Below are 22,164 nucleotides of genomic sequence, written 5' to 3' on the forward strand. Positions count from 1 at the left end.
GGTGTCCGGGAAACGCCTGGTGGAGCCGAGGGGAGTCGAACCCCTGACCTCGTCATTGCGAACGACGCGCTCTACCAACTGAGCTACGGCCCCGTTCAGGCGAGGCGCGGACATACGAGTGGGGGGACGGGGTGTCAACGGGTGCGAGGCCCGGTGACGCGGGGCGGCCGCGTCCTCACCAAACCTGACGAGAGACCGGCGTTCTCTTGACGAGTTTCGCCAAACGGTGAAATTCGAACGGGCCGGGCGTCATTGGGGGCGTTCGAGGGGAAGCCGTCATGACCACCGCCGTCCGCGCGCTCGCGCTCGCTATCACACTCGCCGCTGTCTCCACGCCGGAACTGGCCGCCGCGCAGAACGCCAGCCTCAACGCGATCTCCGGCTCGATCCGCCTGCGCTCGGGTTTTACGCCCGACCCCTATCGCGCGTCCGTAACCGCGGGGGGCGGCATCGACGCCTACAGGGACACCGATCTGCCGGCCGCCTGCGTGGGCAAGATTTCGGATGCTCCGGATTTCGAGGTGACCTACTCGGACGCCGGGTCGCTGCCGCTGGTGTTCCGGACCATCTCGTCGTCTGACACGACCCTGATCATCAATGGACCGGATGGCCAGTGGCGCTGTGATGACGACAGCTACGGGGACGGGGACGCCGAAGTTCGCTTCAACAATCCTCGCAACGGCACCTATGACGTCTGGATCGGCAGCTTCAACGGCGGGCTGGCCTCGACCACCCTGCTGATCACCGAGACGCCCTAGGTTCAGCTGTCCTCGTCAAATCGACGGGAGACGAGGTCCAAAAGCGCATCGACCGCCGCCTGCGCGTCCGCGCCGTCGGCGGCGATGTCAATCGTGCAACCGTTGCCGGCGCCCAGCATCAGCAGGCCCATGATCGACAGGGCGTTCACGGTCACGCCGTCGCGGGTGACGTGGATCTCGGCCTCGAACTCCGACGCCGTCTTGACGAACTTGGCGCTGGCCCGGGCGTGCAGGCCGCGGGTGTTGCAGATGTTGGCGGTCGCGGCTGCAGTCTGACTCATTTCTCGCCCTGCAGCACCCAGCTGGCCACCGAGATGTATTTGCGGCCGGCGTCCTGGGCGTGGGCCACGCAGGTCTCCAGCGGTTCGCGGGTGCGGACGCTGGCCAGCTTGATCAGCATGGGCAGGTTCAGGCCGGCGATGACCTCGGCGTGGGTTTCCTCCATCACCGAGATGGCGAGGTTGGAGGGGGTGCCGCCGAACATGTCGGTCAGCAGGATGACGCCCTCGCCGTCGTCGACCGCGCGCGCGGCGTCGACGATGTCGCGGCGCCGCCGCTCCATGTCGTCCTCGGGCCCGATGCAGATGGCCGCGACCCCGCGCTGGGGCCCCACCACATGCTCCATGGCCGACAGGAATTCAGAGGCCAGTCCCCCGTGGGTGACGATAACCAGGCCGATCATGAAAGCAGCACCACGCCCAAGCGCCCCCGCGTCCGGTCGCCATCGGCGCACCGCAAGCCGGGCGGAATAGCTCAAACCGGAGGCGGGTTAAAGCGCGGCGAGGGCAAGTGCGACCTTTTCGGGCGCCGAAGCCTCGAAACCACGCAGCCGAAGGCTGGGCACGGCGACGCCGGCCAGCCTCGTGACGGAAGGGTCCGGGAGACGTTCAATCGCTTCGGCGGTGAGTGCGACGACCAGATCCAGCCGGACGAGGCCGAGGGCGCAGGCCGGCAGAACGCCCACGCCGCGCGCTTCGATCAGGCCCCCTATTCGGGGCGCGGGCGTCGCCCACGCCGCGCCGCCCGATGCGAAGACATGGGCGTAGTCGTCGGCGACGAGCCGCCAGCCGCGGCTGATCAGCCTGAGCGCCAGATCGCTCTTGCCGACCCCGGACGGGCCGGTGATCCAGACGCCACGCCAGCCGCACGTGCAACGCCGGGCGACGGCCACGCCATGTAGAGGCTGGTCGGTCACCCCCGGCGACCGGCGGCGGGGGTGGGCAGGGCGGGCAGGGCGGCTTCGAAGCGGGCGCCGGTCACCGCGCCGGTCTCGTCCTTGCGGTTCTCGGCCCAGACCCGGCCGCCGTGCGCCTCGATGATCTGGCGTACGATCGAAAGACCAAGGCCTGAGTTGCCTCCGAAAGCCGTGCCCTTTGGCCGCGAGGTGTAGAAGCGCTCGAACACCGTCTCTAGATTCTCGGGCGGTACGCCCGGTCCGTCGTCGTCGATGCGCACCCGGATCGGCCGCTCGGGGTCGATGGTGTCGCGGATCAGGCTGACGCGGACGGTTCCGCCGGGCGGGCTGAACGACCGGGCGTTGTCGATCAGGTTGCGCACCACCTGACCCAGCGGTCCGTCGCGGCCCGCGACCCGTGCGTGCTCGCCCTCGGGCACGGTCAGGACCACGGCCGGTTCGCCCTCCTTGCGGCTGGCGGCGTAGATGCCGACGATCTCGGTCAGCAGGACGGTCAAGTCGACCGTGCGGGGCCGGTCGCGGGCCAGTTCGGCGTCGAGACGCGAGGCGTTGGAGATGTCGGTGATCAGGCGGTCGAGGCGACGCACGTCCTGCTGCAGCAGATTGGTCAGACGGGCGCGCTGCTCGTCCGTTTTCACCAGAGGCAGGGTCTCCAGCGCCGAGCGGATCGAGGTGAGCGGGTTCTTGATCTCGTGGCTGACGTCGGCGGCGAAGGCCTCGATGGCGTCCATCCGGTCAGACAGGGTGTGGGTCATGGTCTCCAGCGAGCGGGCCAGATCGCCGATCTCATCCTTGCGCCCTTCGAGGTCGGGCAGGCTGATGGCGCGGGCGCGTTGAAGGCGGACTTCGTCGGCGGCGGCGGACAGGCGCATCACCGGCCGGGCGACGAACAGGTGCATCAGCAGCGCGGTCAGCAGCGACACGAACAGCGCCACGACGGCGAAGGGCATCAGGGCGCGCCGCTGGGCGCCGATGGTCTCGTCGACGTCGCCGGCCTCCAGCGTCAGCACGCCGAGCACCTGCTGCACGTGGCGGACGGGGATGGAGACCGACACGACGCGGTCGCCGCTTTCGGACAGGCGGACCTGGGCCTGGTTCTGGCCGGCGAGGGCGGCCTCGACCTCGGAGGCGAGAGCGGCGCGGGCGGTTTCGGCGTCGCGGGCGGTGCGGGCTTCGGCCTTCGAGGTGTCGGGCGTCGGCGTGCCGGCCGGGCGGGCCGGCGGCAGGGGCTCGCCGGGGATGCGCTCGCTCACCGCATAGCTGTCGGCGACCGGCAGGCCGTCAATGTCGAACAGCCGCGCGCGTTGACCGACGGGGATGAAGGTGTCGACCAACTGCTGACTGGCCTTCACCGGATCGAAGCCGGGCGTGGGCTCGCCGGTGGTGATGCCCTGCTGGCTGAGCACGTTGGACAGGAGTTCGGCCTGCGCCGTCAGCGTCTCCATCCGCGCATCGACCAGCCCGCGCCTCCACTCGTTCAGCAACAGGGCGCCGACGAAGAGGATCAGCAGGCTTAGCAGATTGAGCGCAAGGATCAGCCCGCCAAGCCGCGACCCGCCGAACCTTGCGGGCCGGCGGGGTCGCAAGGGGGCACCCTTGTCGAGGGGATCAGCTTTCGCGGTAGCGATATCCAACGCCATACAGGGTCTCGATGGCGTCGAACTCCGGGTCGACCATCCGGAACTTCTTGCGCATGCGCTTCACATGGCTGTCGATCGTGCGGTCGTCGACATAGACCTGATCGTCGTAGGCGGCGTCCATAAGGTTGTCGCGGCTCTTCACAAAGCCCGGGCGCTGGGCCAACGCTTGCAGCAGCAGGAACTCCGTGACGGTCAGCTTGACCGGACGGCCGTCCCAGGTGCTTTCGTGGCGGGCGGGGTCCATCGACAGCTTGCCGCGCTTGATCGCCTTGGCCGAAGTGTCGCCCGAGGGCTCGGGTTCGCCGCCGTCGGCTCCGGTGCGCCGCAGCAGGGCCTTCACCCGTTCGATCAGCAGACGCTGGCTGAAGGGTTTGTGGATGTAGTCGTCGGCGCCGAGGTTGAAGCCGAGGATCTCGTCGATCTCCTCGTCCTTGGACGTCAGCATGATGACCGGGATCGCGGAGTGCTGGCGAAGACGACGCAACACCTCCATGCCGTCCATGCGGGGCATCTTCACGTCGAGGATGGCGAGGTCGGGCGGCGTGGCCTCGAGCGCCTCCAGTCCGGTCGCGCCGTCGTGGTAGGCCGTGACCTTGTGGCCATGGCTTTCCAGCGCCAGCGAGACGGACGCCACGATGTTCTCGTCGTCGTCGACCAGGGTGATGTTGGCCAAGGCGGTCTCCTCGAAAGTCTTGTCGCGCCACGCATCAACGCGCCGCAAGCGTAACCGTTCTACCGGAAGAGGGTGAGATTACGGCCGAAAATATGGTTGGCCCGTCGGGAACCTGCAACGCAACGCGTCCTTAAAGCCTCGGGGGCCATGCTGGCCGTGAACTGTGAGCGTCCGATGGCCGGCCCGATCCACTACGAAATCTATATCCGCAAGACCGCTCCGGCGCCGTGGGCGCTGCTGCAGGCGACGGAGAACCGCGCTCAGGCGATCGAGACGGCCGAAGAGTTGCTGCGTGACGATCGCGCGGCCGCCGTGCGGGTGACCAAGGAAACGCTGGACCCGGAGACGATGGAGTTCAACTCCGTCACCATCCTGACCAGGGGCGCGCCGGAGGTTCAGCGCAAACGGGTGATACCGGACGATCAGGCCGGTCCGCGCTGCGGATCGCCGCAGGACTTCTACGCGCCCCTGTCGCGCGAACTGATCGGTCGGGTGCTGGAAGACTGGCTGATCCGTCAGGGCGTGACGGTGTTCGAACTGCTGCACCGGCCGGACCTCGCCGAACGCCTGGACGCGTCCGGCGTCGAGCTGCAGCACGCGATCCAGAAGGTCGCGGTGCCGGAAAGTCAGGCGGTCGGTCAGCCTGTGCACGACCTTGTCAGGCACTATCAAAAGCTCTGCGAGAAGGCGATCGAGCGGGTCGTCATCGCCGGGCGCAAGGACATGTTCCCCAGCCTTGAGCACCGGTCGATCGCCGATCTGGCGCATCGGCTGGCGGGCAAGGCGGATCGCGCCTTTGTCATGGGCGGGATCGTGGCGGGCGCGCTGAAGGGCGTACGTGGCGGGCGGGCCAAGCTGGACCGGTTGATGGATCTGGCCGATGGCGCGCCGATGGACGGGCCGCCCCACGCGCTGGTGATGGTGCCGATCGAGCAAATGCTGTGCGAGCTGCTGTCGGCGCGGACCAATCTGGCGGATGTGCTGGGGCCGGGGCTGGATCAGGGCGCGTCGCTGGCCGCCGTCGTGCGCATGGTGGCGCCGCGCGAGGTCGGGTTGCTGGTCGCCGCGGATCCCCGCGTGGCCCTGCAGGTGCCCAATGTCGACGGTCCGGCGGCGCGGCTGGGCGAGCGGCTGCAGAAGGGCGAGTTCCCCCTGCTGGCGTCGGCGCTGGCGCGGATGGTGCTGCGCGAACTGATGAGTCCACGCCGACTGCGGCCGTCGGACGCGACCGGCGAGATCGACATCCTGCGCGTACTGGCCATGACCCTGACCGCGACGGCGGGGCGGCTCCTGACGCTGGAGGAGGTCCAGTCGGCGTTCAACGAGCGGTCCAAATCGCTGGTCACCGCAGACTTCGTCGCCGCCTATGTGTCGAATTGCTCGACCGTCCTGTGCGAGGCCGAGGCTCTCGCCCGGCTCTGCGAGAACGTCACGGGGGCGGGCAACAAGCGCTCGGCCGCGCGCTGGCTGTCGGCCTGCGTCAGCTCGCTGCGGTTCGAGACCGAGATGCGCTCGGCGCCGACGCATACCCCGGCCCAGAAGCTGGGCGTGCTGGCCGCGCTTCAGAAATCGGCGCGCGTCTGCGACCTGTCCGAACACGACGAGGCCGAGATCACGCAAACCGTGGGGAACGTCGCCGGTACGGTCGAGGCCGAGGCGCGATTGATCGCCCAGATCGGGCGTTCCCCTGCGGCGACGGTTCAGAAATTGTCGATCCTGCTGCGTCTGGCCTCGGGGGACACCGCGCCGCTGGGGCCGGTGGCCGACAGGGCGAAGGTGGAGGCGGTCAAGCTGCTTCGCACGCCGGAAAGTCGTGCGGCCCTCGCAGCGGCGCCAGAAGCGCTGGCGCCGCTGAGGGGTCTGATGCAGGCGGCGGGACTGGCCGCCGCAGCCTGATCGTTTCAGGCGGCTGCGGTCAGAAGGCCTAATCGAATATGTCGAAGATGCTGTCGCGCTTCTTCTTGCGGTACTTGTAGTCGTCGTCCCGATAGTGGCTGTCCTTGGGCCGGCGATCGTCGCGCCAGGCTTGCTGGCCCCACGTCTGGGGCGCGGGCTGTGGAGGATAGGGCTGCTGGGGTTGAGGGGCGGGGGCTGCCTGGGGCGCCGAGGCCCGGCCCTCCTCATTGGCCGAGGCCATCAGCTTTTCCAGCTCACCGCGATCCAGCCAGACGCCGCGGCAGGTGGGGCACATGTCGAACTGGACGCCGGAGCGCTCCAGCGTCTGCATCGGCGCATTGTCGTTGGGGCACATCAAAAGGGGCATGGGCGGGAAAGACTCCGTGAAAGGGGTCGGACGCCCGGCGCCGTACCGAGGGGGCCGGATCGAGCGCGAGGGCGTCCGATGCGGTCCGACATCACGCTCGCCAAGGCCTTGGGGAAGCCAGCGATGCGCCAGAGGGGCCCGTCCCGCAGTACTCAAGCTGGGGTTTGCAGACGCATGCGGCAACGCGTCGCTTGGTCGCGGGTCTCTTCACGCTCAAGCGCGAGCAACCGCGCCGGGAGCTTCAGCGCCCTAGCAATGTTGACCGGCGGCCCAGCCTGACGACCACGCCCATTGAAAGTTGTAGCCGCCCAGCCAGCCGGTGATGTCAGCAGCCTCGCCGATGACGTAGAGGCCCGGGACGCGTTTCGCCTGCATCGTCTGCTGATCCAGTTCGTCGGTCGCCACCCCGCCCAGCGTCACCTCGGCGGTGCGATACCCTTCGGAACCGGTCGGTTTTACGCTCCAGCCGTTCACCGCCTGATCCAGCGACCTTAGTGTCTTGTCTCCCACCTCGGCCAGCTTGCGCTTCACGCCTTCCTGCTCGGCGATGACATCGGCCAGCCGCCTAGGGGCGATGTGGCCGAGCGCCGTATGCGCCATCTGCTTGCCGTTGTCGGACTGCGCCGCCTTGAGCCGGGCGTAGACGTCCTCGTCGGGCGCCATCTTCAGCACGATCGGCTCGCCCTCGCGCCAGTAGGAACTGATCTGGAGGATCGAAGGGCCGCTGAGGCCCCGGTGGGTGAAGAGCATGCCTTCGCGAAAGGCGGTCTTTCCGGTGCTCACGACGGCGTCGACAGACAGTCCGCTGAGCACGGACCATTTGGCCAGCCAATCGGGGTCGAAGGTCAGGGGGACCAGCGCGGGGCGCGTTTCCGTCACCCGGAGACCGAGCGTGCGGGCGGTGTCATAGGCCCAGCCGGTGGCGCCCATCTTGGGGATCGACTTGCCGCCCGTGGCGAGCACCAGCGACGTCGCCTGAACGGTCGTTCCGTCGGAGAGGGCTGCCTCGAACCCCTCGTCCACTCGAGCCAGGTGGTCGACCGAGAGGCCCAGCGACAGGCTCGCCCCGACCTCTCGAATATCGTCCGTCAGCATACGAATGATCTGTTTGGCGCTGTCGTCGCAGAACAGCTGGCCCAGCGTCTTCTCATGCCAGGCGATCCCCGCCCGGTCGACGCGCTTGATGAAGTCATGCTGGGTGTAGCGCTTGAGGGCCGACGTCGCGAAACGCGGGTTCTCGCCGAGGAAGGCGTGCGGCCCGGCTTCGAGATTGGTGAAGTTACAACGGCCGCCGCCGGAGATGCGGATCTTCTCGCCCGGCGCCCGGGCGTGGTCGATGAGGCGCACCGACCGGCCCCGCCGACCTGCCTCGATCGCGCACATCATGCCGGCCGCGCCCGCGCCGACGATCAGGACATCCAGCCGTTTCACCATCCGCCCCGCCTAGCATGGACGGGCGACGGGTCAGAACCCCTGGCTTCTGGCCATCCGCTCCTGATGGAAGCCCGCGTCGCCCAGCAGCTCGTTCAGGACGCGCACCCGCTTCATGAACAGGCCGACGTCGAACTCGTCCGTCATGCCGACGCCGCCGTGCATCTGGACCGCCTCCTGCACCGCCAGTTCGGCGACACGGCCCGCCTTGGCCTTGGTGACCGAGACGGCGAGCGCGGCGTCCTCGCGGCCGGCGTCGATCGCATTGAGCGCGCCCATCGTCGCGGCGCGAGCAATCTCGATCTCGCTGAACAGATGGGCGGCGCGATGCTGCAGCGACTGGAACTCGCCGATGAGTTTGCCGAACTGCTTGCGGGTCCGCAGGTAGTCGAGCGTGATCTGGAAAGCCTGATCCCCGGCTCCGTTCAGAGTGGCGGCGGCGCAGGCGCGGCCGAGGTTCAGCGCGCTTTCCAACAGGGCGTCGCCGCCGTCGACCGGGCCGAGCACGGCGTCCGCATCGACCTCGACGTCGGTCAGGGTCACGCGGGCGGCGTTGTGGGCGTCGACCATCACGGTGCGCTCGATCTCGACGCCCGTCGTCTTCGGGTCGACGAGGAACAGGGTCATGCCGCCTTCGGTTCGCGCGGCGACGATCAGGGCGTCGGCGACGTGGCCGTCCAGCACGAAGCCCTTCGCGCCATTCAAGCGGAAGCCGTTGCCAGAGCGCTCGGCCGTCGTCGCGATGCGCGCCGGGGCATGCTTGGCGCCTTCGTCGACGGCCAGCGAGACGATCGCCTCGCCCGCCGCGATGCGGGGCAACCACGTCGCCTGCTGCTCCGCCGATCCGCCCTTGAGCGCCGTCGCCGACAACACGCCTGAGCCGAGGAAGGGCGAGGGCGTCAGGGTGCGCCCGAGGGCCTCAGCCACCACGCCGGCCTCGACCGCGCCGAGGCCGGAACCCCCATGCTCTTCGGGGATCACCACCCCGGCGAAGCCCATCTCGCCGAACGCCCGCCACAGGTCGCGCGAGACGCCGTCAGGGTCGCGGTCATCGCGCAGCTTGCGCAGATGGGCGATGGGCGCGTTCTCGTTCAGGAAGCCGTCGGCGGCCTCCTTCAGCATCGTCTGCTCTTCGGTCAGGATCAGCGGCATCCGCTCTTCTCTTTCCTTCGTCATCCTCGGGCTCGACCCGAGGATCAGATTGTTCGTCGCACCGCGTCGAGATCACGACACCGCGCTCGACGCCACGTCGCCCTCGGGTCAAGCCCGAGGGTGACAGGGGTCAGGAGTTCACGCCCCCGGCAGCTGGAGCAGGTGTTTGGCGATGATGTTCAGCTGGATTTCGCTGGTGCCGCCTTCGATGGAGTTGGCCTTGGTGCGCAGCCAGCCACGGGCGGCGGCGCCGTCGCGGGATCGCTCGCCCTCCCATTCCAGCGCATCCGATCCGCCCGCCGCCATCAGCAGTTCGTGGCGTCGCTTGTTCAGCTCGGAGCCGTAGTATTTCAGCATGGAGGCGATGGCCGGATGAGCCTGACCGGCCTTCACCTGATCGCCGACCCGCTCCATCGCCAGACGAAAGGCGGCGGCGTCGATCTCCAGTTCGGCGATGCGGGCGCGCAGCATGGGTTCGTCCAGACGGCCCCCGGCGTCGGCTCCGATGGCGTCCAGTGCGACCTGTCCGGCGGGCCGCCCGGCGCCGATCTCTCCCATGGCGCCGATCATGGTCCGTTCGTGGGCGAGCAGGTGCTTGGCGACGTCCCAGCCGCGGTTCAGTGGCCCGACGAGGTTCTCTTTTTCCACCCGTACGTCATCGAAGAAGGTTTCGCAGAAGGGGCTCTTGCCGCTGATCAGGGTGATGGGCCGGGTCGAGACGCCCGGTGTCGCCATGTCGAACAGGACGAAGGAAATGCCCAGATGCTTGGGCGCGTCCGGATCGGTGCGCACCAGACAGAAGATCCAGTCGGCCTTGTCGGCGTAGCTGGTCCAGACCTTCTGGCCGTTGACGATCCAGTGGTCGCCCCGGTCCTCGGCGCGGGTCTGGAGGCCGGCCAGATCGGATCCGGCGCCGGGCTCGGAATAGCCCTGACACCAGCGGATTTCGCCGCGCACGATCTCGGGCAGGAAGCGCTGTTTCTGCGCCTCGGTCCCGAACTGCAGCAGCGCGGGCCCCAGCATCCAGACGCCGAAGCTGTTCAGCGCCGGTTGGGCCTTGATACGGCGAAGTTCGGACGCCAGCACCTTGGCCTCCTCCCGGCTCAGTCCGCCGCCGCCGTATTCGGTCGGCCACTCCGGCGCGGTCCAGCCTTTCGCGCCCATCCGCTCCATCCAGAGCTTGTGGGCCGGGGTCCTGAAGGTCGCATTGCGGCCGCCCCAGATGGCGTCTTCGTCGTTCGCCGGCCCGCGCACCTCGGGCGGACAGTTCGCCTCCAGCCAGGCGCGCGTCTCGGCGCGGAAGGTCTCAAGATCGGTCATGCGCGTGTCCCCGCGTTTCCTCGGGTGCGACGTTAGCAAGCTTTCGAGGATGACGCTGCGTCAGCCCCTGGTAGGCAGGAAGGGCGAGAAGGTGATGACGGTGAAGGTGTCGCGGATATGCGGCCGGGTCTGAACCGACTTCGTCACGAAGGTCCCGATGTCCATGTCCTTCGGCAGCTGGAACTTGGCCAACAGGTCGTACTGGCCGGAGGTGGAATAGACCTCGGACACATGCTCGACGTTGTCGACCATGTCTGCGGCCACGTCATTGGCGTGGCCCAGCTCGCATTTGATGAAGACGAAGATGGCGGTCATCATGGCGGCGGTCTCTCCGGCGGTCGGAAGGTTCTCTAGCGGATGGCGGCGTGACAGGTAAGGCGTCCGACGAGATCGATCTCGAGGCCGAGTACAACAACCGCGCCCGGGTGCCTGACCATCCGGCGACGATGGCCCGCTGGCGCGAGAGCGCGGAGGCCGCCCGCGCCGCCCATCCGCCGACGCCGATCGCCTACGGGCCGGGCGAGCGGGAAGTCATGGACCTTTTCGAGCCCGTTCCCGATGCGCCGGTCGCGGTCTTCCTGCACGGCGGCTATTGGCAGGCGCTGGATCGCAGCTGGTTCTCGTGGGTCGCCCCGGCGCTGCTGCATCACGGCGTCAGCGTCGCCGTCCCGTCGTACGATCTCGCGCCAACGGTTCGGCTCGGGACCATCCTCAAACAGGTGCGCGCGGCGGTGGACCTGATCCGCGCCCGCAGCGGCAGGCGCCCGGTGGTGTTCGGCCATTCCGCCGGCGGGCACATGTCGGCCTGCATGCTCAGCGAGGCGCGCGCATCGGCGGCCCTGGCGATCAGCGGGGTCTTCGATCTACGCCCGCTGGTGCACACCTCGCTGAATGACGCCCTGAAGCTCGATGCCAACGAAGCGGCCGCCTTGTCGCCGATCTTCTGGCCGGTCCCCAACGGATCGACGCCGGGCGGAACGGTTCTCGACTGCGTTGTGGGGGGCGACGAGAGCCCAGAGTTCCTGCGCCAGTCGCGGATGATGGCGGATCACTGGGCCAACAACGGCGTTGAGACGCGGTACGAGGCGCTGGCGGGCCTGAACCATTTCACGGTGCTGGATCCGCTGTTCGATCCGGGCAGTGCGTTGGTCAGGCGGATCGTGGAGTTGGCCTCACCCCGTCATCCTCGGGCTTGACCCGAGGATCAGACCATCCGACACGAAATGTTTGGTGACGGCCCCGAGATTGAGGTCGTACTGACCGACTCGTGCACCGTTTCAATCCGATCCTCGGGTCAAGCCCGAGGATGACGAGCCAAAAGACAAATCATGCGCCACGATCGTCTGACCGTCCTGACCGCCCTTGAACAGCAGGGCGTCTGTCCCGTCTTCTATCACGCCGACCCCGAGGTCAGCCTGAATGTGATCCGCGCCTGCGCGCGGGGCGGGGCGAGGGCGATCGAGTTCACGAACCGGGGCGATTTCGCGGCCGACCTGTTCGGCGAATTGGCGCGGGAGCTGCAGAAGACCGATCCGGACGTGGTGCTGGGCATCGGTTCGGTGGTCGATGCGGGCACGGCAAGCCTCTATCTGAACAGCGGCGCGCGCTTCGTCGTCAGCCCGGGTCTGGTGGAAGAGGTGGCGCGGACCTGCAACCGGCGGATGACCGCCTACTTCCCAGGCTGCGGCTCGGTGACGGAAATCCTCAAGGCGCAGGAGCTGGGCTGCGAGATCGTCAAGCTGTTCCCGGGCTCGAGCGTCGGCGGCGCGGACTTTGTGAAGGCCGTGCTGGGACCGATGCCGTGGACCAAGGTCATGCCGACGGGCGGGGTCGATCCCGACGAGGCCTCGATCGCCAAGTGGTTCGGCGCGGGGATCGTGGCGGCGGGCATGGGCTCGAAGCTGATCACCGACGCGGCCGTGAAGTCGGGCGACTGGGCCGGGATCGAGGCCCAGGTGCGGAAGACGGTGGACGCGATCACCGCCTTCCGCGCCTCGCGCTGATCAGAGGCCCAGCGTCGGGCTGTTCAGATCCAGTTCGGCCGCCGGGATGACCACCAGATCAGGGTGCGCCGTGCGCAGGGCGTCGATGAACATCGAGGCTTGACCGACGACGACAACATAGGTCTCGCCGGAGTTCAGGGTCTGCGCCGTCTGGCCGATCACCTCGGGCGTCACGGCAGACACCTTGCCCGCATAGTCGCCCAGTTCGCTGAGCGGCAGGCCGTAGTTCACGGCGTCCGCCAGCACGCCGCCCAGCCCGCCGGTTGTCTCGATCAAGCGCGAGAAGCCGCCGTTGATGAAGGTGGCGCGATCGACCGCGGCCTGCGGCGTCACCGCCTCGGTCCGCAGCCGGTCGAACTCGGCCAGCACCAGACCGACGACCTCGGCGGCGCTCTCGTTCTTGGTCTGGGTCGAGGCGGTCAGCAGGCCGCCGTCGATGCGGGCGCCGAGGTTGGCGTAGGCGCCGTAGCTGAGGCCGCGCTTGGCGCGGACTTCCTGGAACAGGTGGCCGTTCTGGCCGCCGCCCATGATCGCGCTGACCACGCTCATCGGATACCAGCCGGGCTCGGACCGCAGGGGCGCGCGAACGGCGGCCGAGACCGCGGCCTGACCGGCGCCCGGAAGGTCGACCACCACCACCCGCGGGCCACGGGCTTCACCCGCGCGGTTCGGCAGGGCCGGCAGGGCGCCGGCGGGCGGGCTCCAGTCGCCGAAGGTCTTTTCCGCGAAGGCGAAGGCCTCGTCCGGGGTCATGCCGCCGGTGACGATCAGGGTCGCATTGTCGGGCCGCCACCATGTCCCGCGATAGCCCGTGACGTCGTCGCGAGTCAGGCGGGCTAGCGTTTCGGGCGTGCCGGAACTCATCCGCCCATAGGCGGCCTCGCCATAGGCGACGCGGTTGAGCACCGCGGAGGCCAGTGGTCCCGGCTGACGCAGGTTGACCCGCAGGGCGTTGGTGGTCCGGGTGCGGCTGCGGTCCAGTTCTTCTGCGGCGAAGTCGGGCTTGAGCGCCACGTCGGAGAAGATCGCTCCGGCGGCGTCAGCCGAGGCCACCGGCGCCGACAGGAACAGGGTCGTGCCGTCCGCATCGGCCCCGCCGCCCAGATTGGCGCCCAGCGCCTCCATGGCGGCGGCGATCTGCGGCGCGGTGCGGCCGCCCGCGCCCTGGGTCGCCAGACTGGCCGTCATCGACGCGAGCCCGGCCTTGTCCTCCGGGTCGGCCGACGCCCCGCCGCCGATCAGCAGCTGGGCGTTGAAGATCGGCAGGTCGGTCGACTTCGCCGCGATGACCCGCAAGCCGTTCGGCAGGCGCCGCTCCTGCACCGCCGGCGTGCGCACCTCACGCGCGGCGCCGGGAGCCGGCGGCGCCATGCGCTGGCCCTCGGGCAACAGTTCGTTGGCCGGCAGAATGGCCGGCGGCACGGTGACGAAGGTCGGCATCGGGGCCGGGTTCTTCCAGCTGTCCTCGGCCACGCCGGCCGGACGCTGGCTCTCATCGAGATAGCGGATCGAGACCCGCGCATTCTCGTCCAGATATTTGCGCGCCACGCGCTGGACGTCGGCCGGCGTCACCGCCTGCACCGCCGCCAGATCAGCGTCTGCGGCGCGGGGGTCGTTCTGACTGACGATCGCCTGGCCCAGCAGGAAGGCGCGGCCCGAGGCGGTCTCGCGGCTGCGCAGGGCGCTGGCGAGGATCTCGGTTTTCGCCTCGGCCAGCTCAGCGGCCGTCACCGGCTCGTCGCGCATGCGCGCCAGCTCGGCGTTCAGCGCGGCCTCGACATCCTCGATCGCCTTGCCTTGCGCCACGATGGCCTGGGCGGTGATCGAGCCCGCCTCTTCCATCGCGTCCGAGCCGATGCCGGCGCTGGACGCCAGCTGGGTGCGATAGACCAGCGCCTGATACAGCCGGCTCGACTGGCCGCGCGACAGGATGGCCTGCATCACGTCCAGAGCCGCCGTGTCCGGGTCGGACGCCTTCACGCCGGGGAAGATGGCGGCCACGGCCGGGAGCGGCACGTTGGGCGCATAGGCCGTGACCTGACGCGGTTGGGTGCGGGGCGGCGACGCCGGTCGCTCAAGCACCGGCACGGGGCGGTCGGGGTTCGGGATGTCGGCGAAATACTGGTCGACCCAGCGGTTCAGCTGGGCCTGATCGAAGTTGCCGGATACGATCAGGGTCGCGGTCGCGGGGCGGTAGTAGGCTTCGTGGAAAGCCCGCGCGTCCTCAAGCTGGGCCGAGTCCAGCTGTTCGATCGAGCCGATCACGCTGCGGCGATAGATGCTCTCGTCATACTCGTTGTCGCCGATGACGAAGACGCCGAGCCGGCCGTAAGGTGGGGCGTAGACCCGCTGGCGCAGCTCTTCCTTCACGATGGAACGTTCGGCCTCGAACACCGCCTGATCGACCACGGGACGCGCCATCCGCTCGGCGTGGGTCCAGAGCATGGTCTCCAGATACTGGGGCGGCACCGTCTCGTAATAGTTGGTCATATCCTGACCGGTGGAAGCGTTACGGCTGCCGCCCGCGTTTTCGACCAAAGTCGAGATCTGGCCATAGGGCAGGTTGACCGTCTTGCGGCTGAGGATGTGTTCGAACAGGTGAGCGAAGCCGGACCGACCTTCGGGATCATCCTTGCCGCCGACATCGTACCAGACCTGCACCGTCACCGTGCCCGCGGTCGGGTCCGGCATGGCGTAGACGTCGAGGCCGTTCGACAGCTCGCGATGGGTGAACTCGAGCGGCGGCGGCGTCAGGGCCGCGGTCTGGGCGAAGGCCGGGGTCGCAAGGGCAAGGAGCGAGGCTCCGACGAGAGCAGCGGCGCGTGTCATGGCTTAATCCCCTGTATGGTCCCGGCGACCCTATCAGCGGCGCTCGCTGAACCTAGTTACAGGCCTGTAATGAACGTCGGCAGTCCGACAGACCGTTGTTCGCCCCAAGCGTAAGAATGAGGAATGGGGCTGTACCAATTTCATTTCTACGATGCGGACGGCGGCCGACCGACGCTCGACTTCTTTGACGGAGATGATGACGGGGCGGCGTCGTGCGAGGCCTTCCGCAGCCTGCGTCAGCACCTCTCCTGTCTGGGTGTGGAAGTTTACGAGGGCGAGCGGCTGGTGGCGCGGCTCGAGCGTCCGGAAGGGCGGGTCGCCGGTCCCGGTTCGGCCATCCACGGCGCGGGTTGAGCGCCGTTTCACACACCGCCACGCTTTAAGTCGACACCCCGACAGACGGCGCGCGGGAACCACCTTATGCGCCGGCTATGACTGAGATTTCGCCGGGAAACCGACTCATCGCCGCGATGGCTGACGGAGACAGGAAAGCCCTCCAGCAACATGGCGTGCCGTTCGACTTCCCCCAAGGCCATGTCTTTCAGGAGCCCGGCGATCCGATTGAGCATGTGCATTTCGTCGAACGGGGGATCGTTTCCTCCGTCGCCGTGCTGCAGGACGGACGCACGATCGAGACGGTGATGGTCGGATGCGAAGGCGTGACCGGCGTCATCGCCGCCACCGTGCCCCAGACTGCTCTCAGCCGCAGCATCGCCCAGGTCGCCGGCGCGTCCTGCCGTGTCGAGGCCGCCCGTCTGCGTGCGCTGGTCGCTGAGCGGCCGGGGTTGGGCGCGCTGCTGGCGACGTACGCCGGCGCGCTTCAGGCGGAGCTGGAGCAGTCGGCCGCCTGCAACGCCCTGCACCGCGCCGAGCAGCGCTTCGCCAAATGGCTGCTGCGGTGTCACGATCGGCTGGACGGGGCGGCCTTCAACCTGACGCAGGAATATCTCGCGTCTCTGCTGGGGTCGCAGCGCACGACGGTCAATGAGGCGGCGCAGGGACTGCAGAAGTCCGGCGCAATCGCCTATTCGCGAGGCCGGGTGACTGTGCTGGACCGCGCTGCGGTCGAACGGGTGGCCTGCGAATGCTATCGCGTCGCCGACGCCTTCCGTCTGGCCCCCGGCTCGGAGAGCTGAGGGAACGTCGGACAAGCCTGACCGTTTCCGCGTCGGGAAACGCACATGACGAGGCCGACCAACTTTCTGCTGGCGCAGCTGCCCGAGGCCGATGTCGAGGCTGTGCTGCGCCACGCCACGCGGGTACAGTTGAGGCTGGGCGAGGATCTGGTGACGCCGGGCGATCCGATCGTCTGGGCCTATTTCGTCACCGAAGGCGTCATCTCGACCGTCAACGAACTGAGCGACGGCCGGTCGGTCGAGGCATTTATGGTCGGGCCGGAGGGCATGGCGGGCATTGAGGCCGCGACCATCCCGATGCAGACGGCGTCGCGCCAGACGATACAGGTCAAGGGCGAGGCGTGGAGGCTTGAGACGGCTCGCCTGCGCACGCTGACCCTAGAGCGCCCGGCGCTGCGCGAGGCGCTGGCCCGTTATCATGCGGGCGTGCAGCGAGAGCTGGAGCAGACCGCCGCCTGCCACGCGCTGCACCACGCCGAGCGTCGTCTGGCGAAATGGCTGCTGCGGGTCCACGACCGGGTCGAGGGCGAAGTGATCAAGCTGACGCAGGAGTATATGGCCGCCATGCTCGGCTCGCAGCGGACTACGGTGAACGAGGCCGCCCAGCAGCTTCAGGCGCAGGGCGCGGTGCGCTATTCGCGCGGCGTTCTGCATGTTCTCGATCGCCCCGCGCTCGAGGCGGCAGCCTGCGAATGCTATCGGAAGGTGGTCGAACCTCTGGCGGCCTAGAGCAGGGCCTCAACTTCGTCCCGCGTCGGCATGGAGGGCTGGGCGCCGGGGCGGGTGGCGGCGATCGCTCCGGCGGCGCAGGCGAACCTCAGCGCCTCTGCGGGGTCCTTGCCTTCCAGTAAGGCGACACAGATCGCGGCGACGAAACAGTCGCCGGCGCCGGTGGCGTCAACCGCCGTGACCTTCGGCGGCGTCGCCCACGCCATCTCGACCCCGCGCTGGTACATGGCCGCGCCCCTCGCGCCCTTGGTCACCACCACGCGACCGCCGCCATGATGCAGCAGGTCGCCGTAGAAGGCGGCCTCGGTCTCGTTGACGATGAGCAGATCGGCGCGGCGCAGCAACTGGTCTGACACCGGCTGGGCCGGGGCCAGGTTCACGCAGACGAAATCCGTGGCGCGGCCCACGGCGGCCTCGACCGTCTCGATCGGCAGTTCGAGCTGCAGGATCAGCGGGCATTCGATCCGCTGGGGCAGTTGTTCGGGAAAGGCGCGGTGGTTGGCGCCGGCGGCGACCACGATCTGGTTTTCGCCCTTGGGATCGACCGCGATCAGGGCGACGCCGGTCGCGGCCTCGGTGTCGGCCAGCACCCCGCCGACATCCACGTCGTCGGCCAGAAGCAGGGTCATCGCCTCTTCGGCCATGGCGTCGCGGCCGACGCGGCCGATCATGCAGACGTCGGCCCCAAGTCGTTGCGCCGCCAGCGCCTGATTGGCGCCCTTGCCGCCGGGATGACGCGCCAGCGTCGCGCCGGTCACGGTCTCGCCCGCGCGGGGCAGGTGCGGGGCGGTGGCGACGAAGTCGAGGTTGATCGACCCGACGACGGTGATCCTCACGAGACGGCCTCGGCCAGCAGGGCGAAGACGCCGTCGGCGTCGGCTTTGGTCGCCCAGCGATGCGGCGCGGTCGAGGCCTCGACGCGGAACTCCACCGCCGTGTGGCCTCGGGTGAGCTCGCTCTGGATTTCGATCTGGATGCGGCAGGGCTTCAGCTCGAACAGCTCCGGCCTGGCCAGCCATGCAACAGGGCAGAGGTCATGCACAGGCGGCGAGTCCCAGCCGACGATCTCGCGCTCGACCTTCTGCGAAAAGCGCATCATGGCCGCAGCGGTGTCGCCCGCCGGGGTATGCTTGCCGGCGATCAGGGCGATGCGGGCGTCGTCGGCCCGGACCTGATGGGTTACATCGAGCCCGAACATCACGATGTCGCAGCCCGAGCGCAGCACCTCGTCGGCGGCTTCCGGATCGGCCCAGACGTTGAACTCGGCCGACGGCGTGATGTTGCCGCCCTCGCTGCGCGCACCGCCCATGACGGCGACGGGGCCCAGCCGCGCCGCAAGCGACGACTCCTTGCGCAGGGCCAGCGCCAGATTGGTCATCGGGCCCAGCACGGCCAGGGCGACCGTCTTCTCCGGCCGCTCCAGAACGTGGCGGATCAGGGCGTCGACGCCGTGGCCGTCGGCGATCGGTTTCGAGGGTGGAAAAGGGGTCAGGAAGCCCAGCCCCTCCTCGCCGTGGAACTCGCCTGCGCCGGCCCGCTTGCGCCGCAGGGGCCGGTCCGCCCCGGCATGGATCGGCACGTCGTCGCGGCCCGCGATCTGGCGCAGCATCCGGGCGTTGCGGGTCGTCTTGTCGAGCGGGGCGTTGCCGGCCACCGTAGAGATGGCCAACGTTTCCAGCCTGTCCGATCCAAAGGCCAGCATCAGGGCGACGGCGTCGTCCACGCCGGGGTCGCAGTCAATGATCAGGGATTGGCGAGTCATCGCCCAAGCTTTGGCGGCAGTCGGGGGCCGGGGCAAGTCTCGCTCAGTCTGTGATAGCGGCGACAGCCAGCAGGTCGATGATGACCCCCAGCGCGGCCAGCTTCACCGCATCCGCGCCTCGGGGGCCGAACCGCTCAAGACGATGCAGGGTGGGACGACCGGTCCGGGCCATGGCGAAGTGGACGAGACCCTCTTCATCGTCAGGTCCCGCAGGACCAGCGAAGCCGGTGATCGAGATCGCAACGTCGGCTGCTGATCGCTCCAGTGCGCCGTCCGCCATCGCCCGGGCGACGGGTTCCGAGACCGCACCCTGTGAACAGATGAGGTCGGGGTCGACACCCAGCAGGCGAGTCTTGGCTCCGTTGGAATAAGTGACGAAGGCGCAGTCCAGCACATGCCCCAGACCCTCAATGCCCGACACCGCCGAGGCGGCGAGACCGGCGGTGCAGCTTTCAGCGAAGGCGACCTTGCAACCTCGCGCGTCGAGAGGCCGGAGCGAGCGCTCCAGCCTCTCACGCGTGGCCTCGGGCAAAGCCAGCTTCAGACCGGCGTCCATCGAACCGGCCGGCCGAACGGGATCACATCGCCGCCTTGATGCGCTCTGCTTCACGCAGGTGCATCTCGATCTTCGGCACCACGCTGCGAGCGTGAGCGGCCAGCGGCGAGTCCTGATCGGAGAAGCCGCGATGCAAGGTCAGGGCCTCGTTGTGCGCGGCGATCTGCTGGTCGATCCACGCCATGTCGAAGTTGGCGGCGGACGCAGAGGTCAGGTTGTCGATCAGCCCCTTGCGGCGCTGGTCCAGTTCGGTCGGCAGGACCGTTCCCGGCGCGGCCTGCGGCAGCATGGCCTTCATCGCCGCGCTGGCGGCGGTGTGGTCGGCCTTGATCATCTCGGCCAGCGCCTTGACGTCGGCGTTCTGCGATTTGTCGATCGCGATGTCGGCGGCCTGGATTTCATACATGTCGCCCATCGCCGCGCTCGGGATGTAAGCGGACTGCATATTGGCGCCCATGGTGGCGGCGGAGGCCTGTCCGACCGGCGCGGCGGCCATGTCCTGGGCCTTGTCGACGGGTTCCGGCGAACGTTCCTGGCTACAGGCGGCCAGAACGGCTGCGGCGGCGACGCCGAGCATCAGTTGTTTGATCATGTGTATTCTCCCTGGGTGGGAGCCGAACCCTCAGTCCGCGCGGGAGTTCCTGTGTCATGCGGGCGACACAGCAACCCTCGCCGCCCGGCGCCGTTCGGTCCACAGGCCGAAGGAGACTGTCATGAGCGATCAGACCAAGGGGCGAGAACAGAACGGCGCCACGCCCGGCGGCAAGCCGGAAGCGGCGCAGTCCAAAGAGGATGTCCGTCGTGTCGGCAAGGCCGAAACCCGCTCGGCCGGGCCTGACGGCCCCGACGCCACGGAGATCGGCGACACCTTCAAGCGCAAGCCCGCCTGACTATCCGGTGCAGGCCCTGACGCAGGCCGCGGCCAGCACGTCCGTTGAATCGATCAGCGGGACGGACACGTCGCCCTGACCGAGCAACAGCGGGACCTCGGTGCATCCGGCGATCAGGGCGCGGGCTCCGCGGGAGACCAGCGCCGCGGCCAACTCCTTCATCCGCTTGCGCGCTGCGTCGCTCACGTCTCCGGCCTTCACGCCGTAAATCCTCGCCATGAAGGCTTCGCGCTCCTGAGGCTCCATTAAAACGGCCTCGAGTTCGGAGGCGCGCAGGGCCTGAAGATAGAGGGCTTCGCCGCCCGGCGTGGCGAGCACGCCGATACGCGTCGCGCCCGAGGCCTTCGCCGTAGCGACGGTCGCAGCGATCATGTCGATGAAGGGGATACCTGCCTCGCGGATGCCCGCCGCCTGCGCATGGGCGGTGTTGCAGGGCATGGCCAGCACCTCGGCGCCCATGTCGCGCAGACGCGCGGCCATGCGGCCCAGTTCCGCCTCGGCCTCGCCGGGCTGGCTGTTCCGGTCGGGAACCTGCGGATTGATGTCGGCCATGATGCGGATGTGATCGGCGTCGCCGGCGGCGGGGGTCAGCGCCTGAAGCCGGCCGATGAAGGCCGTCGTCGCGGCGGGGCCCATGCCGCCGATTACGCCAAGCGTCTTCACAGCTTTCCCCCGATCTCGCTTTCATAGCCGAACAGGCCTTGCGCCCCTCCGGTGTGCAGGAAGACGACGGTTTCGCCTGCGAACCACCCGGCCCGGGCGAGGGCGATCAGGCCCTTCATCGCCTTGCCCGTATAGACGGGGTCCAGAACGATCGCGTCCGTCCGCGCCGCCAGTTTGAGCGCCTCGACCACCGCGTCGTCGACCAGACCGTAGCCTTCGCCGACATAGTCGCAGTCCGCCACGACCATATCCGCCGTCACGGCGTCGGGGCGGCCCAGCAGCGCGGCCGTCTCGCGGGCCAGCTTGAGGACGTTCTCTTCCTGCTTCGGCTTCGGCGCCCGCACTCCGATGCCCAGCACCGGGATGTCGGCGCCCATCACCGCCAGCCCGGCCACCAGTCCGGCGTGGGTGCCGGCGCTGCCGGTCGCGGTGACGATGCGGTCGACTTTCAGGTCCAGATCGTCGGCTCCGACCACGATCTCGCGCGCGCAATCGGCATAGCCCAGCGCTCCGACCGCATTCGAGCCGCCGCCGGGGATGATGTAGGGCCGGCCGCCGCGCGCCCGTACCTGCTCCGCAGTAATCTCCAGTTCGGCCGCCATGTCGGTTCCGCCCGGCACGCTCCGCAGACCCGCGCCGAACAGCCGGTCCAGCAGGACGTTGCCGTTGCCGACGTAATCGGCTGCGGTCGATCCCGTCCGCTCCTCCAGAATGATCTCGCACTTCAGGCCGTGGCTCGCCGCGGCGGCCGCGGTCTGGCGTACATGGTTGGACTGGACCGCGCCCTGGGTGACCAGAGTGTCTGCGCCCTGTTCGAACGCCTCGCCCAGCAGAAACTCCAGCTTGCGGGTCTTGTTGCCGCCGCCCGCAAGACCCGTGCAGTCGTCCCGCTTGATCCAGATTTCGACGCCCAGTTCCTCGGATAGTCGGGGCAGGGGCTCGAGCGGCGTCGGCAGATGGGCGAGGCGGACGCGGGGAAAGCGGGCGAGATGCATGGGGTTCGGAGCTCCGGTTCGGGCCTGCGATAGCACCGCCGCGTGACGACGACGATTCTTTGGGAAACCTCCGGAACCGAACGCGCCGTTCGCCATTCTCCCATTCGGAACTTGCGGCGATGCGCGCTCGACAGGATCCATCAGCGGCCCGGTCTCTGCCACGCCCCCC

Annotated in this window: 25 protein-coding genes and 1 tRNA gene; 8 read left to right on the forward strand and 18 right to left on the reverse strand. The window is 68.6% G+C overall.

Annotated elements, in window-relative coordinates; translation table 11 throughout:
- Nucleotides 1-17 precede the first annotated feature (17 nt).
- A tRNA-Ala gene (locus tag ACIQC9_RS14250) sits at nt 18-93 on the reverse strand.
- A gap of 185 nt (nt 94-278) precedes the next feature.
- Between ACIQC9_RS14250 and ACIQC9_RS14255 the strand changes: the two genes are divergently transcribed.
- Nucleotides 279-758 carry a peptidase S1 gene (locus tag ACIQC9_RS14255; protein ID WP_400617141.1) on the forward strand — a complete coding sequence of 160 codons (480 nt, stop codon included), beginning with the start codon at nt 279-281 and terminating at the stop codon, nt 756-758.
- Nucleotides 759-760: 2 nt separating this feature from the next.
- Here ACIQC9_RS14255 and ACIQC9_RS14260 read toward each other — a convergent pair whose 3' ends face one another.
- From ACIQC9_RS14260 to ACIQC9_RS14280, 5 genes are all read right to left on the reverse strand, one after another.
- Nucleotides 761-1,039 (reverse strand): HPr family phosphocarrier protein, encoded by a 279-nt coding sequence (locus ACIQC9_RS14260; RefSeq protein ID WP_400617143.1) that lies wholly within the window; start codon nt 1,037-1,039, stop codon nt 761-763.
- A complete protein-coding gene (locus ACIQC9_RS14265; protein ID WP_400617145.1) occupies nt 1,036-1,440 on the reverse strand; it encodes a PTS sugar transporter subunit IIA in 405 nt (134 codons plus the stop codon). Before ACIQC9_RS14265 ends, ACIQC9_RS14260 begins: the two co-directional genes overlap by 4 nt.
- 87 nt (nt 1,441-1,527) lie before the next feature.
- Nucleotides 1,528-1,953, reverse strand: a complete 426-nt coding sequence (locus ACIQC9_RS14270; RefSeq protein ID WP_400617147.1) for an HPr kinase/phosphorylase — start codon at nt 1,951-1,953, stop codon at nt 1,528-1,530.
- Nucleotides 1,950-3,593: an ATP-binding protein gene (locus ACIQC9_RS14275; protein WP_400617150.1), complete on the reverse strand. Its 1,644-nt coding sequence runs from the start codon at nt 3,591-3,593 to the stop codon at nt 1,950-1,952. The genes ACIQC9_RS14270 and ACIQC9_RS14275 overlap by 4 nt, the downstream gene beginning before the upstream one ends.
- Nucleotides 3,562-4,266, reverse strand: a complete 705-nt coding sequence (locus ACIQC9_RS14280) for a response regulator transcription factor (RefSeq protein ID WP_400617153.1) — start codon at nt 4,264-4,266, stop codon at nt 3,562-3,564. Before ACIQC9_RS14280 ends, ACIQC9_RS14275 begins: the two co-directional genes overlap by 32 nt.
- 174 nt (nt 4,267-4,440) lie before the next feature.
- Between ACIQC9_RS14280 and ACIQC9_RS14285 the strand changes: the two genes are divergently transcribed.
- Nucleotides 4,441-6,162 (forward strand): hypothetical protein, encoded by a 1,722-nt coding sequence (locus ACIQC9_RS14285; RefSeq protein ID WP_400617156.1) that lies wholly within the window; start codon nt 4,441-4,443, stop codon nt 6,160-6,162.
- Between the two features lie 28 nt (nt 6,163-6,190).
- Here ACIQC9_RS14285 and ACIQC9_RS14290 read toward each other — a convergent pair whose 3' ends face one another.
- The 5 genes from ACIQC9_RS14290 to ACIQC9_RS14310 form a co-directional block, all read right to left on the reverse strand.
- On the reverse strand, nt 6,191-6,529 hold the full coding sequence (locus tag ACIQC9_RS14290; protein WP_400617158.1) for a zf-TFIIB domain-containing protein: 339 nt from the start codon (nt 6,527-6,529) through the stop codon (nt 6,191-6,193).
- A gap of 249 nt (nt 6,530-6,778) precedes the next feature.
- Complete coding sequence (locus ACIQC9_RS14295) at nt 6,779-7,963, reverse strand: NAD(P)/FAD-dependent oxidoreductase (RefSeq protein ID WP_400617160.1); 1,185 nt, start codon at nt 7,961-7,963, stop codon at nt 6,779-6,781.
- Between the two features lie 30 nt (nt 7,964-7,993).
- Nucleotides 7,994-9,136 carry an acyl-CoA dehydrogenase family protein gene (locus tag ACIQC9_RS14300; protein WP_400617163.1) on the reverse strand — a complete coding sequence of 381 codons (1,143 nt, stop codon included), beginning with the start codon at nt 9,134-9,136 and terminating at the stop codon, nt 7,994-7,996.
- A 114-nt stretch (nt 9,137-9,250) separates the two neighbouring features.
- Nucleotides 9,251-10,432 (reverse strand): acyl-CoA dehydrogenase family protein, encoded by a 1,182-nt coding sequence (locus ACIQC9_RS14305; RefSeq protein ID WP_400617165.1) that lies wholly within the window; start codon nt 10,430-10,432, stop codon nt 9,251-9,253.
- 60 nt (nt 10,433-10,492) lie between these two features.
- Nucleotides 10,493-10,750: an Lrp/AsnC ligand binding domain-containing protein gene (locus ACIQC9_RS14310; protein ID WP_400617168.1), complete on the reverse strand. Its 258-nt coding sequence runs from the start codon at nt 10,748-10,750 to the stop codon at nt 10,493-10,495.
- Nucleotides 10,751-10,797: 47 nt separating this feature from the next.
- On the opposite strand from ACIQC9_RS14310, the gene ACIQC9_RS14315 reads away from it, so the two are divergent.
- Entirely contained in the window at nt 10,798-11,628 is an 831-nt protein-coding gene (locus tag ACIQC9_RS14315; RefSeq protein ID WP_400617171.1) for an alpha/beta hydrolase, read from the forward strand.
- 132 nt (nt 11,629-11,760) lie between these two features.
- Nucleotides 11,761-12,435, forward strand: a complete 675-nt coding sequence (locus ACIQC9_RS14320) for a bifunctional 4-hydroxy-2-oxoglutarate aldolase/2-dehydro-3-deoxy-phosphogluconate aldolase (RefSeq protein ID WP_400617173.1) — start codon at nt 11,761-11,763, stop codon at nt 12,433-12,435.
- Here ACIQC9_RS14320 and ACIQC9_RS14325 read toward each other — a convergent pair whose 3' ends face one another.
- A complete protein-coding gene (locus ACIQC9_RS14325) occupies nt 12,436-15,264 on the reverse strand; it encodes a M16 family metallopeptidase (RefSeq protein ID WP_400617176.1) in 2,829 nt (942 codons plus the stop codon).
- A gap of 123 nt (nt 15,265-15,387) precedes the next feature.
- On the opposite strand from ACIQC9_RS14325, the gene ACIQC9_RS14330 reads away from it, so the two are divergent.
- From ACIQC9_RS14330 to ACIQC9_RS14340, 3 genes are all read left to right on the forward strand, one after another.
- A complete protein-coding gene (locus tag ACIQC9_RS14330; RefSeq protein ID WP_400617178.1) occupies nt 15,388-15,618 on the forward strand; it encodes a hypothetical protein in 231 nt (76 codons plus the stop codon).
- A 77-nt stretch (nt 15,619-15,695) separates the two neighbouring features.
- A complete protein-coding gene (locus ACIQC9_RS14335) occupies nt 15,696-16,400 on the forward strand; it encodes a Crp/Fnr family transcriptional regulator (protein WP_400617181.1) in 705 nt (234 codons plus the stop codon).
- 45 nt (nt 16,401-16,445) lie between these two features.
- Nucleotides 16,446-17,129, forward strand: coding sequence for a Crp/Fnr family transcriptional regulator (locus ACIQC9_RS14340; RefSeq protein ID WP_400617184.1), 684 nt, complete (start codon nt 16,446-16,448; stop codon nt 17,127-17,129).
- Here the strand turns inward: ACIQC9_RS14340 and ACIQC9_RS14345 are convergent.
- Genes ACIQC9_RS14345 through ACIQC9_RS14360 form a run of 4 tightly spaced genes read right to left on the reverse strand, consistent with a single transcriptional unit; the run spans nt 17,126 to nt 20,039 of the window.
- Nucleotides 17,126-17,965, reverse strand: a complete 840-nt coding sequence (locus ACIQC9_RS14345) for a ribokinase (protein WP_400617187.1) — start codon at nt 17,963-17,965, stop codon at nt 17,126-17,128. The genes ACIQC9_RS14340 and ACIQC9_RS14345 overlap by 4 nt on opposite strands.
- Nucleotides 17,962-18,891: a nucleoside hydrolase gene (locus ACIQC9_RS14350; protein ID WP_400617190.1), complete on the reverse strand. Its 930-nt coding sequence runs from the start codon at nt 18,889-18,891 to the stop codon at nt 17,962-17,964. Before ACIQC9_RS14350 ends, ACIQC9_RS14345 begins: the two co-directional genes overlap by 4 nt.
- A 43-nt stretch (nt 18,892-18,934) precedes the next feature.
- Complete coding sequence (locus ACIQC9_RS14355) at nt 18,935-19,447, reverse strand: CinA family protein (protein WP_400617193.1); 513 nt, start codon at nt 19,445-19,447, stop codon at nt 18,935-18,937.
- 22 nt (nt 19,448-19,469) lie between these two features.
- Nucleotides 19,470-20,039, reverse strand: a complete 570-nt coding sequence (locus tag ACIQC9_RS14360) for a DUF4142 domain-containing protein (protein ID WP_400617196.1) — start codon at nt 20,037-20,039, stop codon at nt 19,470-19,472.
- Nucleotides 20,040-20,160: 121 nt separating this feature from the next.
- Between ACIQC9_RS14360 and ACIQC9_RS14365 the strand changes: the two genes are divergently transcribed.
- The gene (locus tag ACIQC9_RS14365) at nt 20,161-20,337 is read left to right on the forward strand and encodes a hypothetical protein (protein ID WP_400617199.1); all 177 of its coding nucleotides are present in this window, start codon (nt 20,161-20,163) and stop codon (nt 20,335-20,337) included.
- On the opposite strand, the gene ACIQC9_RS14370 is transcribed toward ACIQC9_RS14365, so the two are convergent.
- Both ACIQC9_RS14370 and ACIQC9_RS14375 read right to left on the reverse strand, forming a co-directional pair.
- Nucleotides 20,338-21,000 carry an aspartate/glutamate racemase family protein gene (locus ACIQC9_RS14370; RefSeq protein WP_400617202.1) on the reverse strand — a complete coding sequence of 221 codons (663 nt, stop codon included), beginning with the start codon at nt 20,998-21,000 and terminating at the stop codon, nt 20,338-20,340.
- On the reverse strand, nt 20,997-21,995 hold the full coding sequence (locus ACIQC9_RS14375; protein ID WP_400617205.1) for a D-cysteine desulfhydrase: 999 nt from the start codon (nt 21,993-21,995) through the stop codon (nt 20,997-20,999). The genes ACIQC9_RS14370 and ACIQC9_RS14375 overlap by 4 nt, the downstream gene beginning before the upstream one ends.
- Between the last annotated feature and the right edge of the window lie 169 nt (nt 21,996-22,164).

It is taken from the genome of Brevundimonas sp. NPDC092305 (genome assembly GCF_044755415.1).
Lineage (GTDB): Bacteria > Pseudomonadota > Alphaproteobacteria > Caulobacterales > Caulobacteraceae > Brevundimonas.

Excerpts from the sequence above, each read along its gene's own strand:
- ACIQC9_RS14340 (WP_400617184.1), top strand. The coding sequence starts at position 16,446 with ATGACGAGGCCGACCAACTTTCTGCTGGCGCAGCTGCCCGAGGCCGAT.
- ACIQC9_RS14255 (WP_400617141.1), top strand. The coding sequence starts at position 279 with ATGACCACCGCCGTCCGCGCGCTCGCGCTCGCTATCACACTCGCCGCT.
- ACIQC9_RS14350 (WP_400617190.1), bottom strand. The coding sequence starts at position 18,891 with ATGACTCGCCAATCCCTGATCATTGACTGCGACCCCGGCGTGGACGAC.
- ACIQC9_RS14335 (WP_400617181.1), top strand. The coding sequence starts at position 15,696 with ATGACTGAGATTTCGCCGGGAAACCGACTCATCGCCGCGATGGCTGAC.
- ACIQC9_RS14375 (WP_400617205.1), bottom strand. The coding sequence starts at position 21,995 with ATGCATCTCGCCCGCTTTCCCCGCGTCCGCCTCGCCCATCTGCCGACG.
- ACIQC9_RS14295 (WP_400617160.1), bottom strand. The coding sequence starts at position 7,963 with ATGGTGAAACGGCTGGATGTCCTGATCGTCGGCGCGGGCGCGGCCGGC.
- ACIQC9_RS14310 (WP_400617168.1), bottom strand. The coding sequence starts at position 10,750 with ATGATGACCGCCATCTTCGTCTTCATCAAATGCGAGCTGGGCCACGCC.
- ACIQC9_RS14355 (WP_400617193.1), bottom strand. The coding sequence starts at position 19,447 with ATGGACGCCGGTCTGAAGCTGGCTTTGCCCGAGGCCACGCGTGAGAGG.
- ACIQC9_RS14330 (WP_400617178.1), top strand. The coding sequence starts at position 15,388 with ATGGGGCTGTACCAATTTCATTTCTACGATGCGGACGGCGGCCGACCG.
- ACIQC9_RS14275 (WP_400617150.1), bottom strand. The coding sequence starts at position 3,593 with ATGGCGTTGGATATCGCTACCGCGAAAGCTGATCCCCTCGACAAGGGT.
- ACIQC9_RS14305 (WP_400617165.1), bottom strand. The coding sequence starts at position 10,432 with ATGACCGATCTTGAGACCTTCCGCGCCGAGACGCGCGCCTGGCTGGAG.
- ACIQC9_RS14360 (WP_400617196.1), bottom strand. The coding sequence starts at position 20,039 with ATGATCAAACAACTGATGCTCGGCGTCGCCGCCGCAGCCGTTCTGGCC.
- ACIQC9_RS14285 (WP_400617156.1), top strand. The coding sequence starts at position 4,441 with ATGGCCGGCCCGATCCACTACGAAATCTATATCCGCAAGACCGCTCCG.
- ACIQC9_RS14365 (WP_400617199.1), top strand. The coding sequence starts at position 20,161 with ATGAGCGATCAGACCAAGGGGCGAGAACAGAACGGCGCCACGCCCGGC.
- ACIQC9_RS14265 (WP_400617145.1), bottom strand. The coding sequence starts at position 1,440 with ATGATCGGCCTGGTTATCGTCACCCACGGGGGACTGGCCTCTGAATTC.
- ACIQC9_RS14325 (WP_400617176.1), bottom strand. The coding sequence starts at position 15,264 with ATGACACGCGCCGCTGCTCTCGTCGGAGCCTCGCTCCTTGCCCTTGCG.
- ACIQC9_RS14290 (WP_400617158.1), bottom strand. The coding sequence starts at position 6,529 with ATGCCCCTTTTGATGTGCCCCAACGACAATGCGCCGATGCAGACGCTG.
- ACIQC9_RS14300 (WP_400617163.1), bottom strand. The coding sequence starts at position 9,136 with ATGACGAAGGAAAGAGAAGAGCGGATGCCGCTGATCCTGACCGAAGAG.
- ACIQC9_RS14320 (WP_400617173.1), top strand. The coding sequence starts at position 11,761 with ATGCGCCACGATCGTCTGACCGTCCTGACCGCCCTTGAACAGCAGGGC.
- ACIQC9_RS14260 (WP_400617143.1), bottom strand. The coding sequence starts at position 1,039 with ATGAGTCAGACTGCAGCCGCGACCGCCAACATCTGCAACACCCGCGGC.